The 19,496-nt window shown below is 62.0% G+C and carries 20 protein-coding genes, 1 pseudogene and 1 riboswitch; of the genes and pseudogenes, 7 read left to right on the top strand and 14 right to left on the bottom strand.

Going from position 1 to position 19,496, the window contains the following annotated elements:
• The 7 genes and pseudogenes from HHL24_RS24075 to HHL24_RS24045 form a co-directional block, all read right to left on the bottom strand.
• Positions 1-222 (bottom strand): annotated as a pseudogene (locus tag HHL24_RS24075) (IS3 family transposase); the annotation flags it as partial.
• Positions 223-445: 223 nt separating this feature from the next.
• Positions 446-874: a response regulator gene (locus HHL24_RS24070; protein WP_169487866.1), complete on the bottom strand. Its 429-nt coding sequence runs from the start codon at positions 872-874 to the stop codon at positions 446-448.
• A gap of 19 nt (positions 875-893) precedes the next feature.
• A complete protein-coding gene (locus HHL24_RS24065) occupies positions 894-1,526 on the bottom strand; it encodes a response regulator (protein WP_169487865.1) in 633 nt (210 codons plus the stop codon).
• Positions 1,527-1,613: 87 nt separating this feature from the next.
• On the bottom strand, positions 1,614-1,769 hold the full coding sequence (locus HHL24_RS24060) for a hypothetical protein (protein WP_169487864.1): 156 nt from the start codon (positions 1,767-1,769) through the stop codon (positions 1,614-1,616).
• A 20-nt stretch (positions 1,770-1,789) separates the two neighbouring features.
• Positions 1,790-2,362 (bottom strand): ferritin-like domain-containing protein, encoded by a 573-nt coding sequence (locus HHL24_RS24055; RefSeq protein WP_169487863.1) that lies wholly within the window; start codon positions 2,360-2,362, stop codon positions 1,790-1,792.
• An 86-nt stretch (positions 2,363-2,448) separates the two neighbouring features.
• A complete protein-coding gene (locus tag HHL24_RS24050; protein WP_006052455.1) occupies positions 2,449-2,610 on the bottom strand; it encodes a DUF1328 domain-containing protein in 162 nt (53 codons plus the stop codon).
• A gap of 120 nt (positions 2,611-2,730) precedes the next feature.
• Positions 2,731-2,907, bottom strand: coding sequence for a DUF1328 domain-containing protein (locus HHL24_RS24045; protein ID WP_169487862.1), 177 nt, complete (start codon positions 2,905-2,907; stop codon positions 2,731-2,733).
• A 241-nt stretch (positions 2,908-3,148) separates the two neighbouring features.
• Between HHL24_RS24045 and HHL24_RS24040 the strand changes: the two genes are divergently transcribed.
• Entirely contained in the window at positions 3,149-4,612 is a 1,464-nt protein-coding gene (locus tag HHL24_RS24040) for a sensor histidine kinase (protein WP_169487861.1), read from the top strand.
• A gap of 232 nt (positions 4,613-4,844) precedes the next feature.
• A complete protein-coding gene (locus tag HHL24_RS24035) occupies positions 4,845-4,979 on the top strand; it encodes an entericidin A/B family lipoprotein (RefSeq protein ID WP_120344515.1) in 135 nt (44 codons plus the stop codon).
• Between the two features lie 213 nt (positions 4,980-5,192).
• On the opposite strand, the gene HHL24_RS24030 is transcribed toward HHL24_RS24035, so the two are convergent.
• Complete coding sequence (locus HHL24_RS24030; RefSeq protein ID WP_169487860.1) at positions 5,193-5,990, bottom strand: DUF4397 domain-containing protein; 798 nt, start codon at positions 5,988-5,990, stop codon at positions 5,193-5,195.
• A gap of 358 nt (positions 5,991-6,348) precedes the next feature.
• On the opposite strand from HHL24_RS24030, the gene HHL24_RS24025 reads away from it, so the two are divergent.
• A complete protein-coding gene (locus HHL24_RS24025; RefSeq protein WP_169487859.1) occupies positions 6,349-8,403 on the top strand; it encodes an NADPH-dependent 2,4-dienoyl-CoA reductase in 2,055 nt (684 codons plus the stop codon).
• Position 8,404: 1 nt separating this feature from the next.
• On the opposite strand, the gene HHL24_RS24020 is transcribed toward HHL24_RS24025, so the two are convergent.
• From HHL24_RS24020 to HHL24_RS23995, 6 genes are all read right to left on the bottom strand, one after another.
• Positions 8,405-9,334, bottom strand: a complete 930-nt coding sequence (locus HHL24_RS24020; protein WP_169487858.1) for an EamA family transporter — start codon at positions 9,332-9,334, stop codon at positions 8,405-8,407.
• Positions 9,335-9,701: 367 nt separating this feature from the next.
• A complete protein-coding gene (locus tag HHL24_RS24015) occupies positions 9,702-9,965 on the bottom strand; it encodes a pentapeptide MXKDX repeat protein (protein WP_169487857.1) in 264 nt (87 codons plus the stop codon).
• Between the two features lie 121 nt (positions 9,966-10,086).
• Entirely contained in the window at positions 10,087-10,890 is an 804-nt protein-coding gene (locus HHL24_RS24010; RefSeq protein ID WP_169487856.1) for a molybdopterin-dependent oxidoreductase, read from the bottom strand.
• Between the two features lie 42 nt (positions 10,891-10,932).
• Positions 10,933-11,571: a cytochrome b/b6 domain-containing protein gene (locus HHL24_RS24005; RefSeq protein WP_169487855.1), complete on the bottom strand. Its 639-nt coding sequence runs from the start codon at positions 11,569-11,571 to the stop codon at positions 10,933-10,935.
• 45 nt (positions 11,572-11,616) lie between these two features.
• Positions 11,617-12,459 carry a DUF1223 domain-containing protein gene (locus HHL24_RS24000; RefSeq protein WP_169487854.1) on the bottom strand — a complete coding sequence of 281 codons (843 nt, stop codon included), beginning with the start codon at positions 12,457-12,459 and terminating at the stop codon, positions 11,617-11,619.
• A 188-nt stretch (positions 12,460-12,647) separates the two neighbouring features.
• On the bottom strand, positions 12,648-13,112 hold the full coding sequence (locus tag HHL24_RS23995; RefSeq protein WP_169487853.1) for a hypothetical protein: 465 nt from the start codon (positions 13,110-13,112) through the stop codon (positions 12,648-12,650).
• A 532-nt stretch (positions 13,113-13,644) separates the two neighbouring features.
• Here HHL24_RS23995 and HHL24_RS23990 point away from each other — a divergent pair.
• From HHL24_RS23990 to HHL24_RS23975, 4 genes are all read left to right on the top strand, one after another.
• Positions 13,645-14,055: a GreA/GreB family elongation factor gene (locus tag HHL24_RS23990; protein WP_169487852.1), complete on the top strand. Its 411-nt coding sequence runs from the start codon at positions 13,645-13,647 to the stop codon at positions 14,053-14,055.
• Positions 14,056-14,209: 154 nt separating this feature from the next.
• Positions 14,210-14,328: riboswitch (TPP riboswitch) on the top strand.
• A 90-nt stretch (positions 14,329-14,418) separates the two neighbouring features.
• Positions 14,419-16,350, top strand: a complete 1,932-nt coding sequence (gene thiC, locus HHL24_RS23985) for a phosphomethylpyrimidine synthase ThiC (protein ID WP_169487851.1) — start codon at positions 14,419-14,421, stop codon at positions 16,348-16,350.
• Positions 16,351-16,680: 330 nt separating this feature from the next.
• Entirely contained in the window at positions 16,681-17,190 is a 510-nt protein-coding gene (locus HHL24_RS23980) for a hypothetical protein (protein ID WP_169487850.1), read from the top strand.
• 401 nt (positions 17,191-17,591) lie between these two features.
• The gene (locus tag HHL24_RS23975) at positions 17,592-19,190 is read left to right on the top strand and encodes an L-lactate permease (RefSeq protein WP_169487849.1); all 1,599 of its coding nucleotides are present in this window, start codon (positions 17,592-17,594) and stop codon (positions 19,188-19,190) included.
• Positions 19,191-19,496: the final 306 nt, after the last annotated feature.

The raw sequence follows: 19,496 nt of genomic DNA, 5'->3' as shown, positions 1-19,496 counted from the left end.
CGTCTCCAGCACCACCCTGAACTTGTCGGCGCTTGACCATCGATCGCTGGTTTTGCCATTGCCCGGCATGAATTTCCCTGTCTGTCTTGCACTTTGCCGCCAGGTCCGTAGCGTCACCGTCGTGATGCCCGTCGCTCCTGACAACTCGATGACCGCACGATTGAACGGCGGCATCATCTGCTGGATTGCCCATTCCCGGGTTTCCGCTGAATAGCGTTTCATTTCCCATTCGCTGTCCGCCCCCCATCTTTACATCAATCGGTTCGGGTGAGGCGACAACTAGCCTGACATGGAGGGCGGCAAAGAAAGTAAGTGCCTGCCCCGCACAGGGGCGACGCTAATAGACCACTAACAATTCAAGGAAAGGCAACGCCCCAGGCAAACAGACAGTAAGCGCCGAGCAGGCCAACAGACGAAACAAGCGCCGCGCAGGCAAACAAACCCCCTACCCAGCGCCCCGCGCAAAAGCATACTCATGCAACGCATCAATCACCCGATCAAACTCAAACGACTTATCGTAAAAGTGCCGAACGCCATACTGCTCACAGCGTTCCCGATAAGCCGGCAAGGCATGATTCGTCAACACGGCAGCGAAAATCGAATCGATCATCCCCTCGCGCTGCAAGTAAGCAAGCACAGGCACCCCTGACCCCTGCTTCAGCTGCAAGTCCACTATCACCGCATCAAAAGCCTCATCGCTCAACAAAGCAATCGCCTGATCGGCAGAATCCGCATACGCGGCCACCTGCAGCAAACCCGATGCATCGATAGCTTCGACCAGGCTCCTACGGATCAGCGGCGAATCCTCGATCAGCAGCACGCGCAATGGTGCGCGACTAGCAGGATCGGCAACAGTGTTCGATTCGCTGTTCATCGGGTATCTCGATCGTCCACTATTCGATCAAGCCATTCTTGATCGCGTAATAAGTCAGATCGGCATTGTTAGCCAACCGCATTTTCTCCAACACGCGAGCCCGGTAGGTACTCACGGTCTTCACGGATAAATGCAATTCCTCCGCAATGTCAGTCGGAATCTGTCCCGCGGCGAGCTTGCAGAATATCTGAAATTCACGCTCAGATAGCGCTTCGTGCGGCCGCCCCGCGGCAGGCTTGTCGAGGTTGTCGGCAAGCGTGTCGGCCACCTCCTCCGACAGGTAACGATGCCCGCGCGCCACCGCGCGGATCGCCCGCACAAGCTCCTCGGGCTCGCAGTCTTTGTTGAGATAACCATTGGCGCCCGCGCGCAGCAGGTTGATCGCGTATTGGCTCTCCGGATAGCCCGACAGGATCAGCACGCCCTGCTCCGGCCTCACCTGCTTGATCACGCGCAACGTGTCGATGCCGTTCTTGTCCGGCATTGCGATGTCGAGCAGCACCACATCGAATGCCTGCTCCCGCACGAGGCTAATCGTTTCGTCGCCGGTCGCGGCTTCGGCCGCGACGCACATATCCGGCTCGTCAGCGACGAACTGTCTGAAACCACCTCGGACGATCGCATGGTCGTCAGCTATCAACACTCGAATCATCGGTCTGGTGTCCGTGCAACAGGATTGCTCCAATGCAGACATTGTAGTGATCTCCCGCATCGGGTTCGCCGAAGATGCGGAGCCACATCAGTAGAAGCGGAGCCGCATCGATAGAAGCGGCAGACGTTGCCGGCGCGGGAAACCATCCAGACCTTCCCGCGCCGGCGGCGTCGCCCGAAAAAGCGCGGCGGCCGAAGCGACAATTCGCGTTGCGGCCAGCCGGCGGGTATCGACATCCGCCATTCAACGTACGCTTTACCCTGTTACTCGCGGCCCTCGAGCAGGTCCGCCATATCGTCGGCATGCTCCTCTTCAACTGCGAGAATTTCCTCGAACAGACGGCGCGTCGTCACGTCCTTCTCGCCGAGATAATGCACGATCTCGCGATAGGTATCGATCGCAATACGCTCGGCGATCAGGTTCTCGCGAATCATGTCCGTCAGATTGTCGCCTTCCTTGTATTCCGAATGCGAACGCGTCTTCAGACCGTCCGGTGCAAAATCCGGCTCGCCGCCAAGCTGCACGATACGCTCGGCGATGCGGTCGGCGTGCTCCTGCTCTTCTGCCGCATGCTCCGCGAATTCCGCGGCCACGGCCTCGGAATTAATGCCCTTTGCCATGAAATGATGACGTTTATAGCGCAAAACGCAGACGATTTCAGTGGCCAGCGAGTCGTTGAGCAGTTTCAGCACCGTCTGACGGTCCGCACCGTAGCTTTGCGTGACCGGACCATCCGACATGTGCTTGCGCGCGTCGTCGCGAATCTTTTTTACGTCGATCACGAACGGATCGCTGGATTGAGATGCTGCGCCTTGGGCGCCAGAAGACTTCGCCATTGAGTTTCTCCTTTATCCGTTATCGGGGGAATTGCGTATCCCGCACGAATCGCGCCTGATACGCCGGTTTAAGGACGGGTATTCGTCTACGTTCGGAATACGCCAAGCAGCAGCGTGACCACGAACACGACAAGGAAGATGTAGAACAGGATTTTCGCGATTTCCGCCGCACCCGCGGCGATACCGGTAAAACCGAACACAGCAGCAATGATCGCAATCACGAAAAAGACGATGGCATAGTGAAGCATGGTGACTCTCCTTGTTGGTATCTGCGTAAAGAGACCCTGAGGCAAACCTGAGGTGAAACTGCGGCAAACCGCTCCCTCACAATCGTCGGGAACGGCACGCAACCGCCTCATCGTGCGGCGCTAATCGACGATTTTCTTCGTAACCACGAAGCCGAGTACGAGAAACACCACGCACAGAATCACGAACACGACAAACAGGAACTTAGCAATCGCCGCCGCGCCCGCGGCTACGCCGGTAAAGCCGAGCAAGCCGGCGACCACTGCCACGACGGCGAAGAACAAGGCCCATTTCAACATGGTGGCTCCCTCCAGAATCAGTCAATGAACGATCAGGTTCATCCTATCGATCGTCGACGGTGAGCGCATTCCGACGTGCTCCGTTTTTCGTGTGAGAATCCGCTTACATTGGATTACGGCAGCGTTACGCTGTTTGCATCGGCCGCTCAGGCGCGCGTCGATTTCGACTCAGAAGCAATGCACGCACGCCATCGCCGAGTCCGGCGGACGTTACACTGATACGCCACACCAGGAGCCGAATGTGTCGAACGTGTCGAACACCCAGCAACCAGGCGCCGCAGCGCGACTGAGCGACTGGATGCGCAATCGCAGTTGGGCACTCGCGATGACCGTCGCGATCGTCATCACCGTGGGCGGCCTGGTGATTCTCGAAACCGCGCGCGAACGCATTGCCGCGGAGTACGAAACGGCGCTCGAAGCGCGCGACGTGACCGTACAACTGAGCACGCTCGCAAGCCAGCTATCTCGCCTGAGCGCGCACCAAAGCGATTTTCTTCTGACGAAGCAGGACACGTCCGCTCAAGGGTTTTGCGCGACCGCCGGGCGGGTCCGGCAGATCGAACAACAGCTGAGCGGGTTCTATCGCAGCGGCAAGGCGGACAGCGCCGAACTCGCGAGTTTCACGCAGATCGTCGCGCTGACCGAAGCGCGCATCGGTGCGGGCGCTGCTGCATTGCAACGCGCGGCATCGCATCCGCTCGATCTCTCCGCCTGCGGCAGCGCGAGCGAGGCCAATGCCGCCGACGCCACGCTGGTCGACAGCACGCTCACGCTGCTGCGCGACAACGAGGAGCGTCGCGCGCAGCACGCACTCGAGGCAAGCCGCGCCGACCAGCGTATCTCCACGCTGTGCGCGGCCGGGCTGTCCGCGCTGAACATCGTGCTGTTCATCCTGCTGTTTCGCAATCTCGGCATCCAGATGGATCGGCAGACGCGCGTGCAGCGTCAATTGATCACGCAACAGGAAGAGCTCGACCAGCTCGTCAACGAACGTACGCGCCAACTCGAAGCGCTGGGCTGGCACTTGCAGGCCGTCAGCGAGAATGAAAAGACGCAGCTCGCGCGCGAACTGCACGACGAACTCGGTGCGATTCTGACCGCGAGCAAGATGGACGTGGCCTGGGCTCACCGCAAACTGAAGGACAGCGACCCAGACATCTCGGAGAAACTCAAGCGCGCGCTCGCCAATCTCGACCAGGGCATTGCGCTGAAGCGCCGCATCATCGAAGACATGCGGCCTACCGTGCTGACGAATTTCGGCCTCGTCACCGCGCTGCGCACGCTCGCCGACGAAGCCGCGCAGCGCAACAACTGGACACTCGAATCGCACCTGCCCGCCGACGATATCCAGCTCGACGAGCAGACCGAGATCGCGCTCTTTCGCGTCGCACAGGAGTCGCTCACGAATGCGGCCAAGTACGCGCGAGCCTCGAAGGTATCGATCGCCTTGCAGGTCGGCGACGGCCAGGTGGCGCTGCATATCGCGGACAACGGCGTCGGCATCATGCCCGCCGATCTGACGCGCACGCACACCCATGGGCTGCTCGGCATGCGCCAGCGGGTCGCCGCGCACGGCGGGCGTTTCGATATTCAACGCGGTGTGCCGAACGGCACCGACATCCATGTGGTAATGCCGAGTGTCAGCACGGCAACGCCATCGGTCGATCTACCGCCGTCCACGCCATCGCGAACGTCCGTCCAGTAAAGCGTTGCGGCCTATTGCAGAAGTCCGTGTAGGAGTGCGCCGACGCAAACACCGGAGCACGCCTACAACAAAATCGCAGCGCAGCCGACAGCGCTGCCCCCGCCCTTTTTTTAACATGCAATCAGACCGGATCGACTGGCGTAAGCCCCGGTCGGACGACAGCTAGCCGGGCTAGCGCGTGCCGTAAAACATGGGCACGTCAACCGATGCATTCTCGACAAGGAGAACTTTCATGAATCGACTGATCGCTTTGCTTCTCATTGCAGGGACGGCTGCGCTCGCGGGTTGCAACACGGTGGCGGGAGCTGGGCAGGATATTTCGAAGGGTGGCAACGCCATCACGAATTCGGCCGACCAAGCCAAGTAAGTTAGCGATAACTCAAACTCTGCCCGGCGCCTCGCGGCGCCTTGCGAAGCACAAGCTCCACAGCCCGTCGCGGAAAATCGCGGCGGGCTTTTTTTATAGCCAGGCCCACGAACAAAAACGGCGATCCACTTGCGTGGATCGCCGCTATGTCCTCCCCAGGACTGTCGCTTATCGTATGTGTTGCTTGCTATGCACGCACGCCGGTTCGCGAGCTTATTGGCCGGTCAGTGTGTTCGACAACTCGACGCTCGGCGTGCTGGTGTTGCCGTTTTGTGCAATCAGCAGATGGATCTGCCCCGGCACGAGCTGGCTCAGCGTACCGGCGATCGGCACCGACGTCACCAGCCAATCGGCGTTGTTCGAGAGCGAGAAAGACTGCGACTGGAAGATCGGTGTCTTGCTGCCGGCAACCGTTGCAATCAGCACATATTGGCCACCGGATACGTAGATCGAATCCTGGCCGCTTGCCGGCACCGCATTCTTGAACGACACACCCGCCATCGTCGGGCTGACGCTGGTGATGTCAGTGCTGGTTGCCTGAACCAGATACAGATCGAGGTTGGTCGCATTGGCCGATGCGTTGAAGCCGCGCAGGCGCGCGCTATTCGACAGCAGACCCTTGTCGAACGGGTCATCGATCAGGCCGATATCCGGCGCTGCCAGGCCCGGGAGCGCCAGCACCGTGTATTCGTGGCCCTTGGCAACATCAGGGAAGTTACCGCTCGCCAGCGCGGCCGTCGTGCCGGTGGCCGAGTATGCGACCGTGGTCGAACCCGTGTTGATGTTGGTGAAATTCGTCACGCCCTTATAGCTGACGTTCGTCTGTCCCGAGGGCGCGGTACCGTTCACGAGAAAGTCGACTGCCGGGCCGCCAGGAATCGCGTGGATGAAATGGATCTCCGGATTCGTCAGACCGAGTTCCTTGCCTACGTCGCTGGTGCCGCCGCCACCGCACGCACTCAGGACGGATGCAACAGCAGCCACAGCCGCCATGGTTCGGATCATTTTCATTGTGTTCACCTTTATCTATGTTGGGCCCTCGACCCGTTAATTTTCGGGCGCTCCATTTCGGACATCACGCCGCCTGGCAACCGTGTTCGTTGGTCGTTGGAACGGCTCCAGCCCGGCTCTCCGAAATAAAGTGCCCCCTCCCTGCTGCACATCGCACCTGTTTTTTGTGAGCGACGCGGTCCGTGTCGATGGACGCTCGCATTCAGCAATGCATGTGCCGCGGGTTGGATATGGTTTCTGTCGTCAGACGAGTGTCTTACGGGCCAACGAGTTGCGCGGATTAGAATTTTTCCTCGGAGGGTTGGCACGTTCCGCGGTGTATTGTTCGCGCACAACCCATACTTACACGGTCCCTTGCATGTCTTACCAACACTTACTCGCTGAACTCGATCTCGGCTTCACCCGCTTGCGTAACCGCGTGGTGATGGGTTCGATGCACACCGGCATGGAGGACCGTTTCTGGAATTACCCGAAACTGGCCGCGTATTTCCGCGAGCGCGCAAAAGGCGGCGTCGGCCTGATCGTCACGGGCGGAATCTCGCCGAACCGGCAAGGCTGGTTGCTGCCCTTCGGCGGCACGCTGAACTCAGTGTTCGATCTGCGCAATCACCGCTTGCTGACCGAGGCCGTGCATGCCGAAGGCGGCAAGATCGCATTGCAGATCCTGCATGCGGGCCGCTATGGGTACCAGCCGTTCGTCGTGTCGGCGTCGGCGCTCAAGTCACAAATCTCGAAGTTCAAACCGCGCGCGCTCACCGAAGCCGGCATTGCGCGGACCGTGCGTGACTATGCACGCTGTGCACGCCTCGCCCAGCGTGCCGGTTACGACGGCATCGAGATCATGGGCAGCGAAGGCTATCTGCTCAACCAGTTCCTCTGTCCGCGCACGAATCAGCGTACCGACCGCTACGGCGGCAGCATCGAGAACCGCATGCGGCTCGCGCGCGAGATTGTCGAACACGTGCGCGCGGCATGCGGCGAACGCTTTATCGTGGTGTACCGGCTTTCGCTGATCGATCTGGTCGAAGGCGGCAACACCTGGGAAGAAACCGTGCAGGTCGCCCAGGCGCTCGAAGCCGCCGGCGTCACGATGTTCAACACGGGAATCGGCTGGCACGAAGCACGGGTGCCGACCATCGTGACCTCGGTGCCGCGTGCTGCTTTCGCTGCATTGAGCGCGCGGCTGAAGGCTGCGGTCAAGGTGCCGGTAATCGTGTCGAACCGCATCAATACGCCCGAGGTCGCCGAAGAACTGCTCGCTCAGGGAGCGGGTGATCTGGTGTCGATGGCAAGGCCGCTGCTCGCCGACCCCGAGTTCGTGCTGAAGACCGCCGAAGGACGCACGCACGAAATCAACACCTGTATCGCCTGCAATCAGGCCTGCCTCGATCACACGTTCAAGAACCAGCGCGCAACGTGCCTTGTGAATCCCCGTGCGGGACGCGAGACCGAGTTGATCTACCGGCCGGTCTCAAGCCCGCAGGCAGCGCGTTCGGTTGCGGTGGTCGGCGCGGGGCCGGCGGGACTTTCCGCGGCGACCGTTGCGGCGTCGCGCGGGCATCGCGTGACGTTATTCGATGCGAGCGCAACCATCGGCGGTCAGTTCAATCTGGCAATGCGCGTGCCGGGTAAGGAAGAGTTCAGCGAAACAATCCGCTATTTTCAGAGCCAGCTGCAGCGGCATCGCGTCGACGTGCGGCTCGATACGCGCGTCGATCCCGCCCTGCTCGCGGCAGGCGGTTACGACGATGTGATCATCGCTACGGGCATCGTGCCGCGAAGCCCGGCGATTGCCGGCATCGACAGGCCTAACGTGCTGTCTTATGTGGACGTATTGCGCGGTGCGCCGGTAGGACGCCGCGTCGCGGTGATCGGTGCGGGCGGGATCGGCTTCGATGTCAGCGAGTTTTTGCTGCATCGTTCTGGCGATCCTCTGCCGATGCCGCGCGATGCCTGGCTCGATGAATGGGGTGTCGATCTCGCGGTGCGGGAACGCGGCGGTTTGAAAGCGCCGGCCCCGGCGCAGCCGTTCCGCGAGATCTGGTTGCTGCAGCGCAAGCCTGGCAAGCTTGGTATGGGGCTCGGCAAGACGTCCGGCTGGGTGCATCGCGCGACGCTGGCAAGGAATGGCGTGAAGATGCTCGGCGGCGTGTCGTATCTGGAGATCAGCGAGCGCGGTTTGAAAATTGCGCGTGACGGTGTCGAGGAATGGCTCGAGGTGGACACAATCGTTGTATGCGCGGGGCAGGAATCCTTGCGCGATCTGCATCCGGAGACGGCGGCGCGGGCGGCGGATAGGGCAAACGGTGCGAACGGTCCACGCTATCACGTGATCGGCGGCGCAAAGGTGGCAACCGAACTGGATGCGAAGCGCGCGATTCGCGAGGGTGCGGAGGTGGCGGCGGCGCTTTGACTCAGGCAAGGCCCTTCTTCCGGTAATCGAACCAGAAAGACAGCCCCACGCTGGCCAGAATCACGATCGTCGCGATCACCGTCGAATGCGTGACCGGCTCGCCGAGCAACAACGCACCGAGCGCCACTGCGACCACCGGATTCACGTACATGCAGCTGCTGGCGATGATCGGACTCGTATGCCGGATCAGAAAACCGTACGCGACGTAGGCGGCCATCGTCCCAATCAGCATCAGGTAGACGAAGGCCAGCACCGGCAGAAAATGCACTTCCATCATCCGCTCGCCGGACACCCAGGCGACCATGGACGACATTGCGCCGCCGAGGCCAATCTGCAGCGACGTCGATAGAAACAGGTCCGACGGCAACTTCAGGCGCCCGGCCAGATGCGCGCCGCCTGCCCAGAAAAGGGCACCGCACAGGATCGCCAGGCTGCCGCCCGCCGATCCCGGCGCGCTATCGCCGTGACTCAGGATCGCGATACCCACCAGCCCGAGGCCGACCGCGAACCACTCGCCTCTGCCGATCTTGCGCCCCGCCACCGCGGCGATCACCGTCGCGAACAACGGCACGGTCGCGACCATCACGGCCGCGGTGCCGGTGCCCACGGTGCGCATGCCGTAGGCCAGCATGCCGCTCGACAAGCCGACCAGCATCGTGCCGACAAGGCCGGCATTGCGGATTTCACCCGCACTCGGCCAGACCGGATTGCGGCGCGCCGCGAAGATGAAGAGCCCTACCCCGGCAAACAGATTGCGCAAACCCGAGAGCAGCAAGGGCGGAAACGAACCGAGCGCAACGTGCACGGCGAGATAGGTCGAGCCCCACACGAGATAAACGACGGCGAGCGCGAGCGCGATCTGTCCATTGCGGGACTGCGGCAAACGGATCGGAAAACCACGCGGAAAACGGCTTGGGAGTTGCGGCGACATGCGTTCAATCCGCCCATGCCGCTCGAGGTGCTGCGCCCCCGCTGAAGACCCTGTGGCGGGATGGCGGACACCGCATCGGCGATGCGGTCTGACGGGCGAGGCTGGCGGACATGTCGGTGGAACGGAAAGACGATAGATGGCCAATGGGGCCACAACGCCGCGGCGGTCGAAAGAAATCGATCCACGGCTGACACGCGCCAAACGTCTGGCGCGACGCCGCATTATGCAGTAAGCGCCCACCGCGTCGGTTGAAAGAATCGTAACTTTTTTGCGTACTTGCAACAAAAAAGCCGGGGACGTCTCCCCGGCTTTAGCCTTGCGCGTGAAACCGGTGCTCAAGCTATGCGACCGGCATAGCCGGCAACGCTCAGTTGGCCATCGCGCCCGACGCTTCGTGCTTCATGCCCATCGCGTCGCTGCTCTTTTTCGTCTTGTCGTGCTTCATCGTGTCCTTCTTCATGCTGTCCTTCGACATGGTGTCTTTGGACATCGAATCCTTCGACATGGTGTCCTTGGACATGGTGTCCTTGGACATCGCATCGTTGGACATTGCGCCGCTTGCCTGTGCGAACGCGGCGCCGCCGCTGGTCAGGAGAGCGACGGCCATTGCTGCGATTGCGAACTTTTTCATGGGATGACTCCGTTTCGTTATGGATGAATCTGAACCGGCTTCTCACTTATGCCGGGGTATTTCCGAAGCTTCTGCCGCCTGGGGTCGCGCATGCGGCCATGCACACGCCGACCCGCGCGCGTCAGGAGCCTCCGAACCAGTTGTAGCCCTGGTCGACCCAATAGCCGCCGGGGAACGTGTTGGTGACGAACATCTCGACGATGTGCTTCGGATTCTTGTAGCCGAGCTTGGTCGGCATGCGCAGCTTCATCGGGAAGCCGTATTTCGCGGGCAAACGTTCGCCGTCGTACGAGAACGTGAGCAGCGTTTGCGGATGCAGCGCGGTCGGCATGTCGATGCTTTCGTAGTAGTCGTCAGCGCATTTGAAGCCGACGTACTTCGCGCTCGTGTCCGCGCCGATGCGCCGCAGAAAATCGCTGAACGGCGTGCCGCCCCAGCGGCCGATCGCGCTCCACCCTTCCACGCAGATATGCCGCGTGATCTGCTCGGCATGCGGCAGCGCGTACAACTCGGGCAAGGTCCAGACACGCTGACCGGTGACGAGGCCGCTGATTTTCAGCTTGTAGTCGGAGGCGTCGACATCGGGGACGTCTTCGATACCGTAGAACGCGTTGAACGGAAACGGCCGCGTGATCTGCGCTTCGGTGTAGGTCGGCGCGAGTTGCTTCGGATCGAACAGCGCGGCTTGCGCGCGGTCGTTCAGGCGCGACACGGCTGTCAGGAAGGCGTTGACCGAATCGTTGTCCGTCAGCGAGCAGCCCGTCAGCATCGACAGGCCGCCGAGCGTCAGAAGCCGCTTGCCGAACAGGCGCCGCGACGGCATCGCGAGTTCGCGCCGGGCGTCGATCAGGATCGATTCGCGGTCGAGCTGATGAGCCACATTAAGGCCTGGCTTTCGGTCAGGTTTTGTATCGGGTCGGGTCATGATTCGATGTCCTTAAGCGTTGCGTATGCGTGGATCAGCCGCTTAGCGTCCGCGCAACATCGCCAGCAGCGAGCGCGGCACAAGGGCCACCATCGCCAGATGCACGACGATGAACGCGGCCATGAGCGACATGGCGCAGAAGTGGACGATGCGTGCGTTGTCGTAGCCGCCCATCAACTCGCGCAGCAGCGGAAACTGCACGGATTTCCAGATCGCGAGGCCCGAGAGCACCAGCACGATCAGATCGCAGACGACAAACAGGTAAGCGAATTTCTGCACCGCGTTGTAGACACGCAGATCGGCGTGCGAGAGCTTGCCGGTCAGCGCGGCGACGAAGTCGTGCAGCACGGCGCGCGGCGAGACCGGCAGGAACTTGCGCACGAAGCGCCCGCTGGCCAGGTTCAGCGCGAGATACAGCAGGCCGTTGAAGACCAGCAGCCACATCGCGGCGAAGTGCCATTGCAGCGCGCCGCCGAGCCAGCCGCCGAGCGTGATCGCCGGAGGAAACGTAAAGCTTTTGAAGATCGGCGACGCGTCATAGATGCGCCAGCCGGACAGCATCATCAGGATGGCGGCGAGTGCGTTGAGCCAATGCGTGACGCGCACCCACACCGGGTGAATCGTGCCGCTCTCCGGCGTGGCCGGCGGTGCGGTTTCGCTGAGTGCGTGAGGCGTTGCCATGAGAATCTCCGATGAAATGGGAAGCGCTGCGGGGTCGTCGCTCGATCAATTGCAAACGGCCAGTTCGCCCACTTGCAACACGTCGCCGGTCGCGGCGTTTTCGACGAAAGCGACGACGCCGAAGGTGTCGGCCGGCGCGTTGGCATCGGCATCGTCGATGCGAATATCGCGGCGGATGTGCGCGTTACCGGCAACGAGCGGCACCGGGCCGATCCATTGCCGCACAACGCGTTCGTGATGCAGCGTTGCGCCGCTGTTTTCCCCGGCTCTGACCTGCGAGTTCAACGCGTTCTGGTAGACCGCGACGTAGGCATTCAGTGGGTCCGTTGTGTCTGCCGCCTTGCTGGTGAATTGCGCATCGACATTGAAGGCGCCCTTCGCCTGGGGTTTCAGTTCCAGCGCCACGTTCGCCTGCGCCGGTTCGGCGACGACCTTGCCGATGCGGCTCACGAAACTGTCGCGTTGCGACCAGCTGCGCAGTTCGCGGCCCGATACGAAGATCTCCGGCGTGTAGATGGTGTGGCCGCCGGCGAGGTCGGTGAGGTTTTGCTGGCGTTCGGTAAAGCGGTGCTGCGAGAAGCGGTCAGTCCAGCCGAGGCTATTCCAGTAGTCCACGTGCAGCGCCAACGGCACGATGCTTTGGGTGGCTCCGCTGTTTTTCCACTGGCTCAGCCAGTTGTCGGCGGGCGGGCAACTGTTGCAGCCTTCGCTGCTGTAGAGCTCCACTAGCGCTACGCGGTGGGATGGGCTGTGCGACGCGCATACGGCGCCGGCCGCGGTTGCAAGGCCGCTGGCTGAGAGGCTCGTCAGCACGACGGCCAGCGCGATTGCGCGGGTGACGTAGCGGGCGACGTAGCGGTTGGCATGGCGGCTTCGTGCGGTTTGCATGGCGTGCTCCATCAGGATCTGCACGTTTGTCGAACCACGAGACCACTTATGACAGCCGGCTCTGTTTTTTATTTTGGTTTGGGATGTCCGCCTACGGTCGCGACCGTTCTTTGCTATTTAGGCCTGCGGAGCGTGGTCTGTCTGTACGCTTGCGGGCGAACAGCCCCGAAGCGCCCCACAGGCGAGCCTCAGTCGTAACTAACGATAACCGTCACCCGGGTATCCTGCGCGGCATTCTTCGGCGCAAGCGACAACACCCCACCGTCGCGGCCAACCCGGTAGTGTCCATCATCGGCGGCACGAAAAACCCGTCCACCGCTGTCGACAAAACGCGCGGCCAACGCATCGCGCGCCGTCGCGCCATTGTTCACCTGCAATGCAACATCGGCACCCGTCGCCACACCCGGCGGAGCGCTAAAGGTCAGCGTGATCGCCGAGCCCGTCTGCGCGAGCCGCCCGCCGGCAGCATCGACACGTACTCCCGCCTGAGCGGGAGCCGAACCCGCCGAAATCTCCAGCTGCGGCGCCACGATCACTCCCGAAAAACTGATCGTTCCACCGCTCGCGGCCACCGCCGGCATTGGTGCCGTAACGAGCGCCGCCATCGCCGCTGCCGCGCTGAGCGCCCCGAACTGCCATGTTCCCGTCTTCATCAGCACGTCTCCTTAAGCTGCCTCAAACCTCACCGCGCCATTTGCGCGCCGTCCACGGCCACATCGCTGCACTGGGAAACGGCCGCCTCTACACGCGGATTAACGGCAGCGCCGCGGCGGCCTTGAATGACCCTGTGCGACATAGACACGCCGCACCGCGTGCACACGGCATCTCCCGGCAACGATTAAAGAGACGCCCGGGCCCGTGCTAACATTCACCTTTCGATTGCGCCGATTAAGCTTTCTTGCCGGCGCTCACCCAAATACCTTTCGCTCTCTGCCGGCTACCCGATGCGCTTTCCGTTCTCCCGTGCCCTCACCCGCTTGCGCCCCCGCCGCGCAACCGGTTGCGCGCGCGCGGACGTATCAGCGCCTCACGCCGGCCAGCCGTTCCGAACGCTCCCGCTTCTCGCCGCCCGGCGCCCGATCTGACGCAGCTCCCCCTCCATTGCCGGGGCCGCGTCGTCGGGCTCCGGGCCGATCTCATCCGCACGCTGTCCCCTTACATGCAGATCGAATTGGAGAACCCGTCATGAAAAAGACGAAAACCTGTTACCTCACCGAACTCGACGTCGCCCGTCTTGAAAAGCACGCGGCCGCGCCCGGCGCCGACGCCAAATTGCAGGACATGCTCGACGACGTCCTCGAACGCGCCGTGATCGTCGAATCGCGCGACATCCCCGCGAACATCGTCACGATGAACTCGCAAGCCACGCTGGTCGACGAAACCAGCGGCGAGCAGATGACCTGGACGGTTGTCTATCCGCCCAATGCGGATTTCGCGCAGGGCCGCCTGAACGTGTTTTCGCCGGTCGGCCTTGCGCTGCTCGGCGCCAAGCGCGGCGAACGCATCCGCTTCACGCCGCCGAGCGGGACGGAGAAAGTGCTGAAGCTCGAAAAAATCCTGTTCCAGCCTGAAGCCGCGGACGATTTCACACTGTAAGCAAAGCGTATTCGCGACGCAGAACTGCTGCGCCGCAGCATCCCCGGCAGCCCTATCACAATAAGAATAGTGCGTGGCTGACCGGCGTTATCTCCGACATCTGACTTTTTCAAGACGGGTTGCCAAGCAACGCCCGGGCGGTGTATCGTGTGCGCTGCTAACGCGGGGGTCCTGCGTCGCACGGAGGTAGGAGGTCCGTGTTGCGTGGGTGAGAAATACCCTTTGAACCTGATCTGGATAATGCCAGCGCAGGGAAGCGTACGGATTTCGCACCTGGTCTACCGTTTCATCTCTCGCGATTTCCGACAACTTCCATCTCGTCTCCTGCTTAGCGGCCCCACATTGCTTTGCATGGAGATCCGCATGAACGCCAATCCGAAGTTCCTTTCCGCCGACGCCCACGTCGATGCCGCCGCTGTCGCGCCGCTGCCGAATTCCCGCAAGGTCTACGTGACCGGCTCGCGTCCCGATATTCGAGTGCCGATGCGCGAAATCTCCCAGGCCGACACGCCGGATAGCTTCGGCGGCGAGAAGAATCCGCCGGTCTTCGTCTACGACACCTCGGGCCCCTACTCCGATCCGGAAGCCAAAATCGACATCCGCGCAGGGCTGCCCGCGCTGCGTCAAGCCTGGATCGAAGAGCGTGGCGACACCGAAGCGCTGACGGGTCTGTCGAGCGACTTCAGCCGCGAACGCGCCGCCGATACCGCTACCGCCGAGCTGCGCTTCCAGGGCCTGCACCGCACACCGCGCCGCGCAATCGCCGGCAAGAACGTGTCGCAGATGCACTACGCGCGTAAAGGCATCATCACGCCGGAAATGGAATACATCGCGATTCGCGAGAACCAGCAACGTGCCGCGTATCTGGAAAGCCTGAAGACAAGCGGTCCGAACGGCGAAAAGCTCGCCGCGATGATGGGCCGCCAGCACCCGGGCCAGGCGTTCGGCGCGAGCGCATTCGGTCCCGACGGCCTGAAGGAAATCACGGCGGAATTCGTGCGCGAAGAAGTCGCCCGCGGCCGCGCGATCATCCCGAACAACATCAACCACCCGGAAAGCGAGCCGATGATCATCGGCCGTAACTTCCTCGTGAAGGTGAATGCGAACATCGGCAACTCGGCGGTGACCTCCTCCATCGGCGAAGAAGTCGACAAGATGACGTGGGCGATCCGCTGGGGCGGCGACACGGTGATGGATCTGTCCACCGGCAAGCACATTCACGAAACGCGTGAGTGGATCATCCGCAATAGCCCGGTGCCGATCGGCACGGTGCCGATCTATCAGGCGCTCGAAAAGGTCAACGGCAAGGCTGAAGACCTGACGTGGGAGATCTTCCGCGACACGCTGATCGAACAGGCCGAACAAGGCGTCGACTACTTCACGATTCACGCGGGCGTGCGTCTGCAATACGTGCCGCTGACGGCCAAGCGCATGACGGGCATCGTGTCGCGCGGCGGCTCGATCATGGCGAAGTGGTGCCTGGCTCACCACAAGGAAAGCTTCCTGTACGAGCACTTCGAAGACATCTGCGAAATCATGAAGGCGTATGACGTGGCCTTCTCGCTCGGCGACGGCCTGCGTCCCGGCTCGATCTACGATGCGAACGACGAAGCGCAACTCGGCGAACTGAAGACGCTCGGCGAACTCACGCAGATCGCGTGGAAGCACGACGTGCAGACCATGATCGAAGGCCCCGGCCACGTGCCGATGCAGTTGATCAAGGAAAACATGGACCTGCAACTGGAATGGTGTGACGAAGCGCCGTTCTACACGCTGGGACCGTTGACCACCGATATCGCTCCGGGCTACGACCACATCACCTCGGGCATTGGCGCTGCGATGATCGGCTGGTTCGGCACGGCGATGCTCTGCTACGTCACGCCGAAGGAACACCTTGGGCTTCCGAATAAGGACGACGTCAAGACCGGCATCATCACCTACAAGCTCGCCGCGCACGCCGCCGACCTGGCGAAGGGCCATCCGGGCGCGCAGGTACGTGATAACGCGTTGTCGAAGGCGCGTTTCGAATTCCGTTGGGAAGACCAGTTCAATCTCGGTCTCGATCCGGACAAGGCACGCGAATTCCACGACGAAACCCTGCCGAAGGATTCGGCCAAGGTCGCGCACTTCTGTTCGATGTGCGGCCCGCACTTCTGCTCGATGAAGATCACCCAGGACGTGCGCGAATTCGCCGCGCAACAAGGCCTCTCCGACGACGACGCGCTGAAGAAAGGCATGGAAGTGAAGTCGATCGAGTTCATGAAGAAGGGCGCTGAGATTTATCAGCGGCAGTAAGGCTTGGATCGCGGGCGCATGAGTACGCGCCCGCCGTTCGAGCCTCGTATATCACTGCATTGCAGCACCGAAGCCCGCCACTGGCGGGCTTTTGCGTTTCCGCGCGGGGCGGGCAACCGTTTCAACTGTCAACAACGAAGATGCCCGCACTGACGAGCATGTGTGCACGCGACGAAGGCGACCTGGGCGTCGCGCCGGTTGCTTCGCAAAATGCTTTGCAATGACGTGAAATAAGCCGTTACGGTTTTGCAATCCTGCCGGCGCGACGGGGGCGTAAGCTCAAGTCATTACGCCCCGGATGGCGGCGTCCGATTCAAACAGGAGCGCGTCATGAAGTCCCGCGTCATCAACACGTTTAGCGCGATCAGCCAGCGGCTGCCGCGTCGCTTTCCACGTATTTCACAAACTGGCCTTGCGCTCACCGGCGCAGTCTGCGTGCTGATGTTGTCAGGCTGCTATTACCCCTACGGTTACTATCCGGGCGGCTACTATCCGTATTACGCCACGGTCCCGGCAGGCGCAGCTCAACAGGACGTGCAGGTCGGGCCGCCCGATCCGCAGGCGGCACAGCAGGCGCAGCAGCAATCTTCAGCGCAGCGAGCACAGGACGCTCAGCAGAACCCGCCCCCGCCGCCCGCTTATACGGTTGCAGCCGTCCCGCCCGTCTATGTGGCGCCGCCCTATCCTGCCTATCCCGCCTACTATCCGCCGTACCCCGCTTATCCGGCCTACTATGGCTACCCGGGCTGGTACGGGCCATCGGTCTCGATCGGCGTCGGTTTCGGCGGCTATTGGGGGGGAGGCCATGGCGGATGGGGTGGCCACGGTCACTGGCACTGAGTCTCACAGCTAAATCTCGCAGACCTGCTTTGAACGTCCCGTGCCCGCAGATGCCAGGGCACTGGACGGACTTGGGCCGCACAACGTGCGCACCTCGTGTCGCCCGAAATCGGCATGCTCGCCAGCACGCGCCATGCCGCGCCAGATTGATCTCACGCGCATCCCGCCGCGACGATCCCGGCAGGCAAGACACGGCGCCCCCTTCTCTGCGTCGCCCGTACTTTCCCTTCTTGACGCGCCCCAACCGGGCTCTATGCTTGGGAAAGCCGCACGCAGTATTCGTTTAAATAAGCGACCCGGCACGTCTTCGACGCGCCGCCGACGCCCATCCGTCCTGCCAGAGCGACGCGCCCCGCAGTGCGTAGTCCCGCGTCGATTCAAACAACAACGAAGGAGACGTGATGTTTCACCAACTACTCACTCCGGTCGGCAATTCGCTATTGCCGTCTTTCCTGGTTGCCGCGTTGCCGATCATCGTCGTCCTGCTATTGCTCGGCTGGGCCCGCCGGCCAGCCTGGCAGGCCTCACTCGCGGGTCTGATCGTCGGCCTGATCATAGCCATTTTTGTGTGGCAGTTCCCGGTCGGACTCGCGGCCGCATCGGTAGCGAACGGCGCGGTGTTCGCCTGCTGGCCGGTGATGTGGATCGTGTTCACCGCGATCCTGCTCTACAACATCTCGCAGCGCTCGGGCCGCTTCGCGGCCTTCCGCATGTGGATGATCGATAACCTGCCGAACGACCGCCGCGTCGTGCTGGTCGTGATCGGCTTTTCGTTCGGCGCGTTGCTTGAAGGGATTTCCGGCTTCGGCACACCGGTCGCGATCACCAGCTCGCTGCTGATCCTGCTCGGCTTCCCCACCCTCGAAGCGCTCACCTTCACACTGATCTTCAACACCGCGCCGGTCGCGTTCGGCGCGCTCGGCGTGCCGATCACGGTGCTCGGTGCGGTCACGCATCTGCCGGCCGATTCGCTCGCCAAGATGGTCGGCCGCCAGTTGCCGTTCTTCGCCTTTCTGCTGCCGTTCTATGTGATCGGCGTGTATGCAGGCTTTCGCAACATGCTGCGCGTGTGGCCGGTGCTGCTGGTGTCGGGTGCGAGTTTCGCGCTGACGCAGTTCGTCGCATCGAACTACGTGAACTACAGCCTGACCGACGTGTTGTCGTCGATGGTGTCGCTGATCCTCACCATCGCGTTCCTGCGCGTCTGGAAACCCGCCGCCGATCCAAAGTTCGCGGTGAACATCGATCGCGTCGGCGAGGTGCGCGGCAAGATCGGCGGCGCCCAGGGATGGTATCCGTGGATCATCGTCTCGGTGGTGGTGATCGTCTGGACCATCGCGAAGATCTTCCTGATCGGCGACGTCAAGGTGCCGTGGCCGGGGCTGGACAAGGCCGTGTTCATCACGCTGTACCACACGCCGTACGCCGCGATATGGGACTTCCAGCCGCTTGCAACCGGCACGGCGATTCTGGTGGCAGCCATCATCACATCATTCGTGGTGGGCCTCGGCCCGCGCGAATTCGGCAAGGCCATCGCCGACACGTGGGTCCAGACGCGCATCGCCATTCTGACGGTGGCGACCATCGTCGGCCTCGCGTATCTGATGAACTACTCGGGACTCACCTATACGCTCGGGCTGGGTGTCGCATCGGTCGGACCGTTCTTTCCGCTGGTGTCGGCGTTCCTCGGCTGGATCGCGGTGTTCCTGTCCGGCAGCGACACGTCCGGCAACGCGCTATTCGGCAACCTGCAGGTTGTGGCGGCCAACCAGTTGAACCTGAACCCGATCCTGATGGCGGCCACCAATTCGTCGGGCGGCGTGATGGGCAAGATGATCTCGCCGCAAAACATCTCGACCGGCGTGGCGACGACGGAACTCAAAGGCAAGGAAGGTGTGGTGTTCGCCAAGACCTTCAAGCATTCGATTCTGTTGACGGTGATCCTCGGCGTGCTGGTGTGGGTGCAGCAAAACTTCCTGCAAGGGATGATTCCGCACTGAGGCGAACCTCGCTTGTCGACGTAGCTGCGTGCCGTTGCTAATTCCTCGAAGCGGCGGCTCGCGCGATGGACCGGTTCAGTTAGCTGACATATGCATGAGTGGATCGGCGGGCGCGCTCTTTCGGGCGCGCCCGCTTTTTTGACGCAATCAATTCGACCCGCATGAGGCATGCATGGGCTGTCGCTGCTGCTCATGTCGATGGTGCTGCTGGGTACTGCTGTCAAAGTCGCCAGGCTAGTGCGCTGCCGCAAAATAATTCACGCTCTACAGGCACCCACCCCGCCAGGCCTGCCGCTGCATCTTCAT

It is taken from the genome of Paraburkholderia polaris (genome assembly GCF_012927345.1).
In the GTDB taxonomy this organism is placed as follows: domain Bacteria; phylum Pseudomonadota; class Gammaproteobacteria; order Burkholderiales; family Burkholderiaceae; genus Paraburkholderia; species Paraburkholderia polaris.
This window is presented reverse-complemented; position numbering and strand designations above follow the sequence as displayed.

Excerpts from the sequence above, each read along its gene's own strand:
- HHL24_RS24070 (WP_169487866.1), bottom strand. The coding sequence starts at position 874 with ATGAACAGCGAATCGAACACTGTTGCCGATCCTGCTAGTCGCGCACCA.
- HHL24_RS24065 (WP_169487865.1), bottom strand. The coding sequence starts at position 1,526 with ATGATTCGAGTGTTGATAGCTGACGACCATGCGATCGTCCGAGGTGGT.
- HHL24_RS24060 (WP_169487864.1), bottom strand. The coding sequence starts at position 1,769 with ATGGCGGATGTCGATACCCGCCGGCTGGCCGCAACGCGAATTGTCGCT.
- HHL24_RS24055 (WP_169487863.1), bottom strand. The coding sequence starts at position 2,362 with ATGGCGAAGTCTTCTGGCGCCCAAGGCGCAGCATCTCAATCCAGCGAT.
- HHL24_RS24050 (WP_006052455.1), bottom strand. The coding sequence starts at position 2,610 with ATGCTTCACTATGCCATCGTCTTTTTCGTGATTGCGATCATTGCTGCT.
- HHL24_RS24045 (WP_169487862.1), bottom strand. The coding sequence starts at position 2,907 with ATGTTGAAATGGGCCTTGTTCTTCGCCGTCGTGGCAGTGGTCGCCGGC.
- HHL24_RS24035 (WP_120344515.1), top strand. The coding sequence starts at position 4,845 with ATGAATCGACTGATCGCTTTGCTTCTCATTGCAGGGACGGCTGCGCTC.
- HHL24_RS24030 (WP_169487860.1), bottom strand. The coding sequence starts at position 5,990 with ATGAAAATGATCCGAACCATGGCGGCTGTGGCTGCTGTTGCATCCGTC.
- HHL24_RS24025 (WP_169487859.1), top strand. The coding sequence starts at position 6,349 with ATGTCTTACCAACACTTACTCGCTGAACTCGATCTCGGCTTCACCCGC.
- HHL24_RS24020 (WP_169487858.1), bottom strand. The coding sequence starts at position 9,334 with ATGTCGCCGCAACTCCCAAGCCGTTTTCCGCGTGGTTTTCCGATCCGT.
- HHL24_RS24015 (WP_169487857.1), bottom strand. The coding sequence starts at position 9,965 with ATGAAAAAGTTCGCAATCGCAGCAATGGCCGTCGCTCTCCTGACCAGC.
- HHL24_RS24010 (WP_169487856.1), bottom strand. The coding sequence starts at position 10,890 with ATGACCCGACCCGATACAAAACCTGACCGAAAGCCAGGCCTTAATGTG.
- HHL24_RS24005 (WP_169487855.1), bottom strand. The coding sequence starts at position 11,571 with ATGGCAACGCCTCACGCACTCAGCGAAACCGCACCGCCGGCCACGCCG.
- HHL24_RS24000 (WP_169487854.1), bottom strand. The coding sequence starts at position 12,459 with ATGCAAACCGCACGAAGCCGCCATGCCAACCGCTACGTCGCCCGCTAC.
- HHL24_RS23995 (WP_169487853.1), bottom strand. The coding sequence starts at position 13,112 with ATGAAGACGGGAACATGGCAGTTCGGGGCGCTCAGCGCGGCAGCGGCG.
- HHL24_RS23990 (WP_169487852.1), top strand. The coding sequence starts at position 13,645 with ATGAAAAAGACGAAAACCTGTTACCTCACCGAACTCGACGTCGCCCGT.
- thiC (WP_169487851.1), top strand. The coding sequence starts at position 14,419 with ATGAACGCCAATCCGAAGTTCCTTTCCGCCGACGCCCACGTCGATGCC.
- HHL24_RS23980 (WP_169487850.1), top strand. The coding sequence starts at position 16,681 with ATGAAGTCCCGCGTCATCAACACGTTTAGCGCGATCAGCCAGCGGCTG.
- HHL24_RS23975 (WP_169487849.1), top strand. The coding sequence starts at position 17,592 with ATGTTTCACCAACTACTCACTCCGGTCGGCAATTCGCTATTGCCGTCT.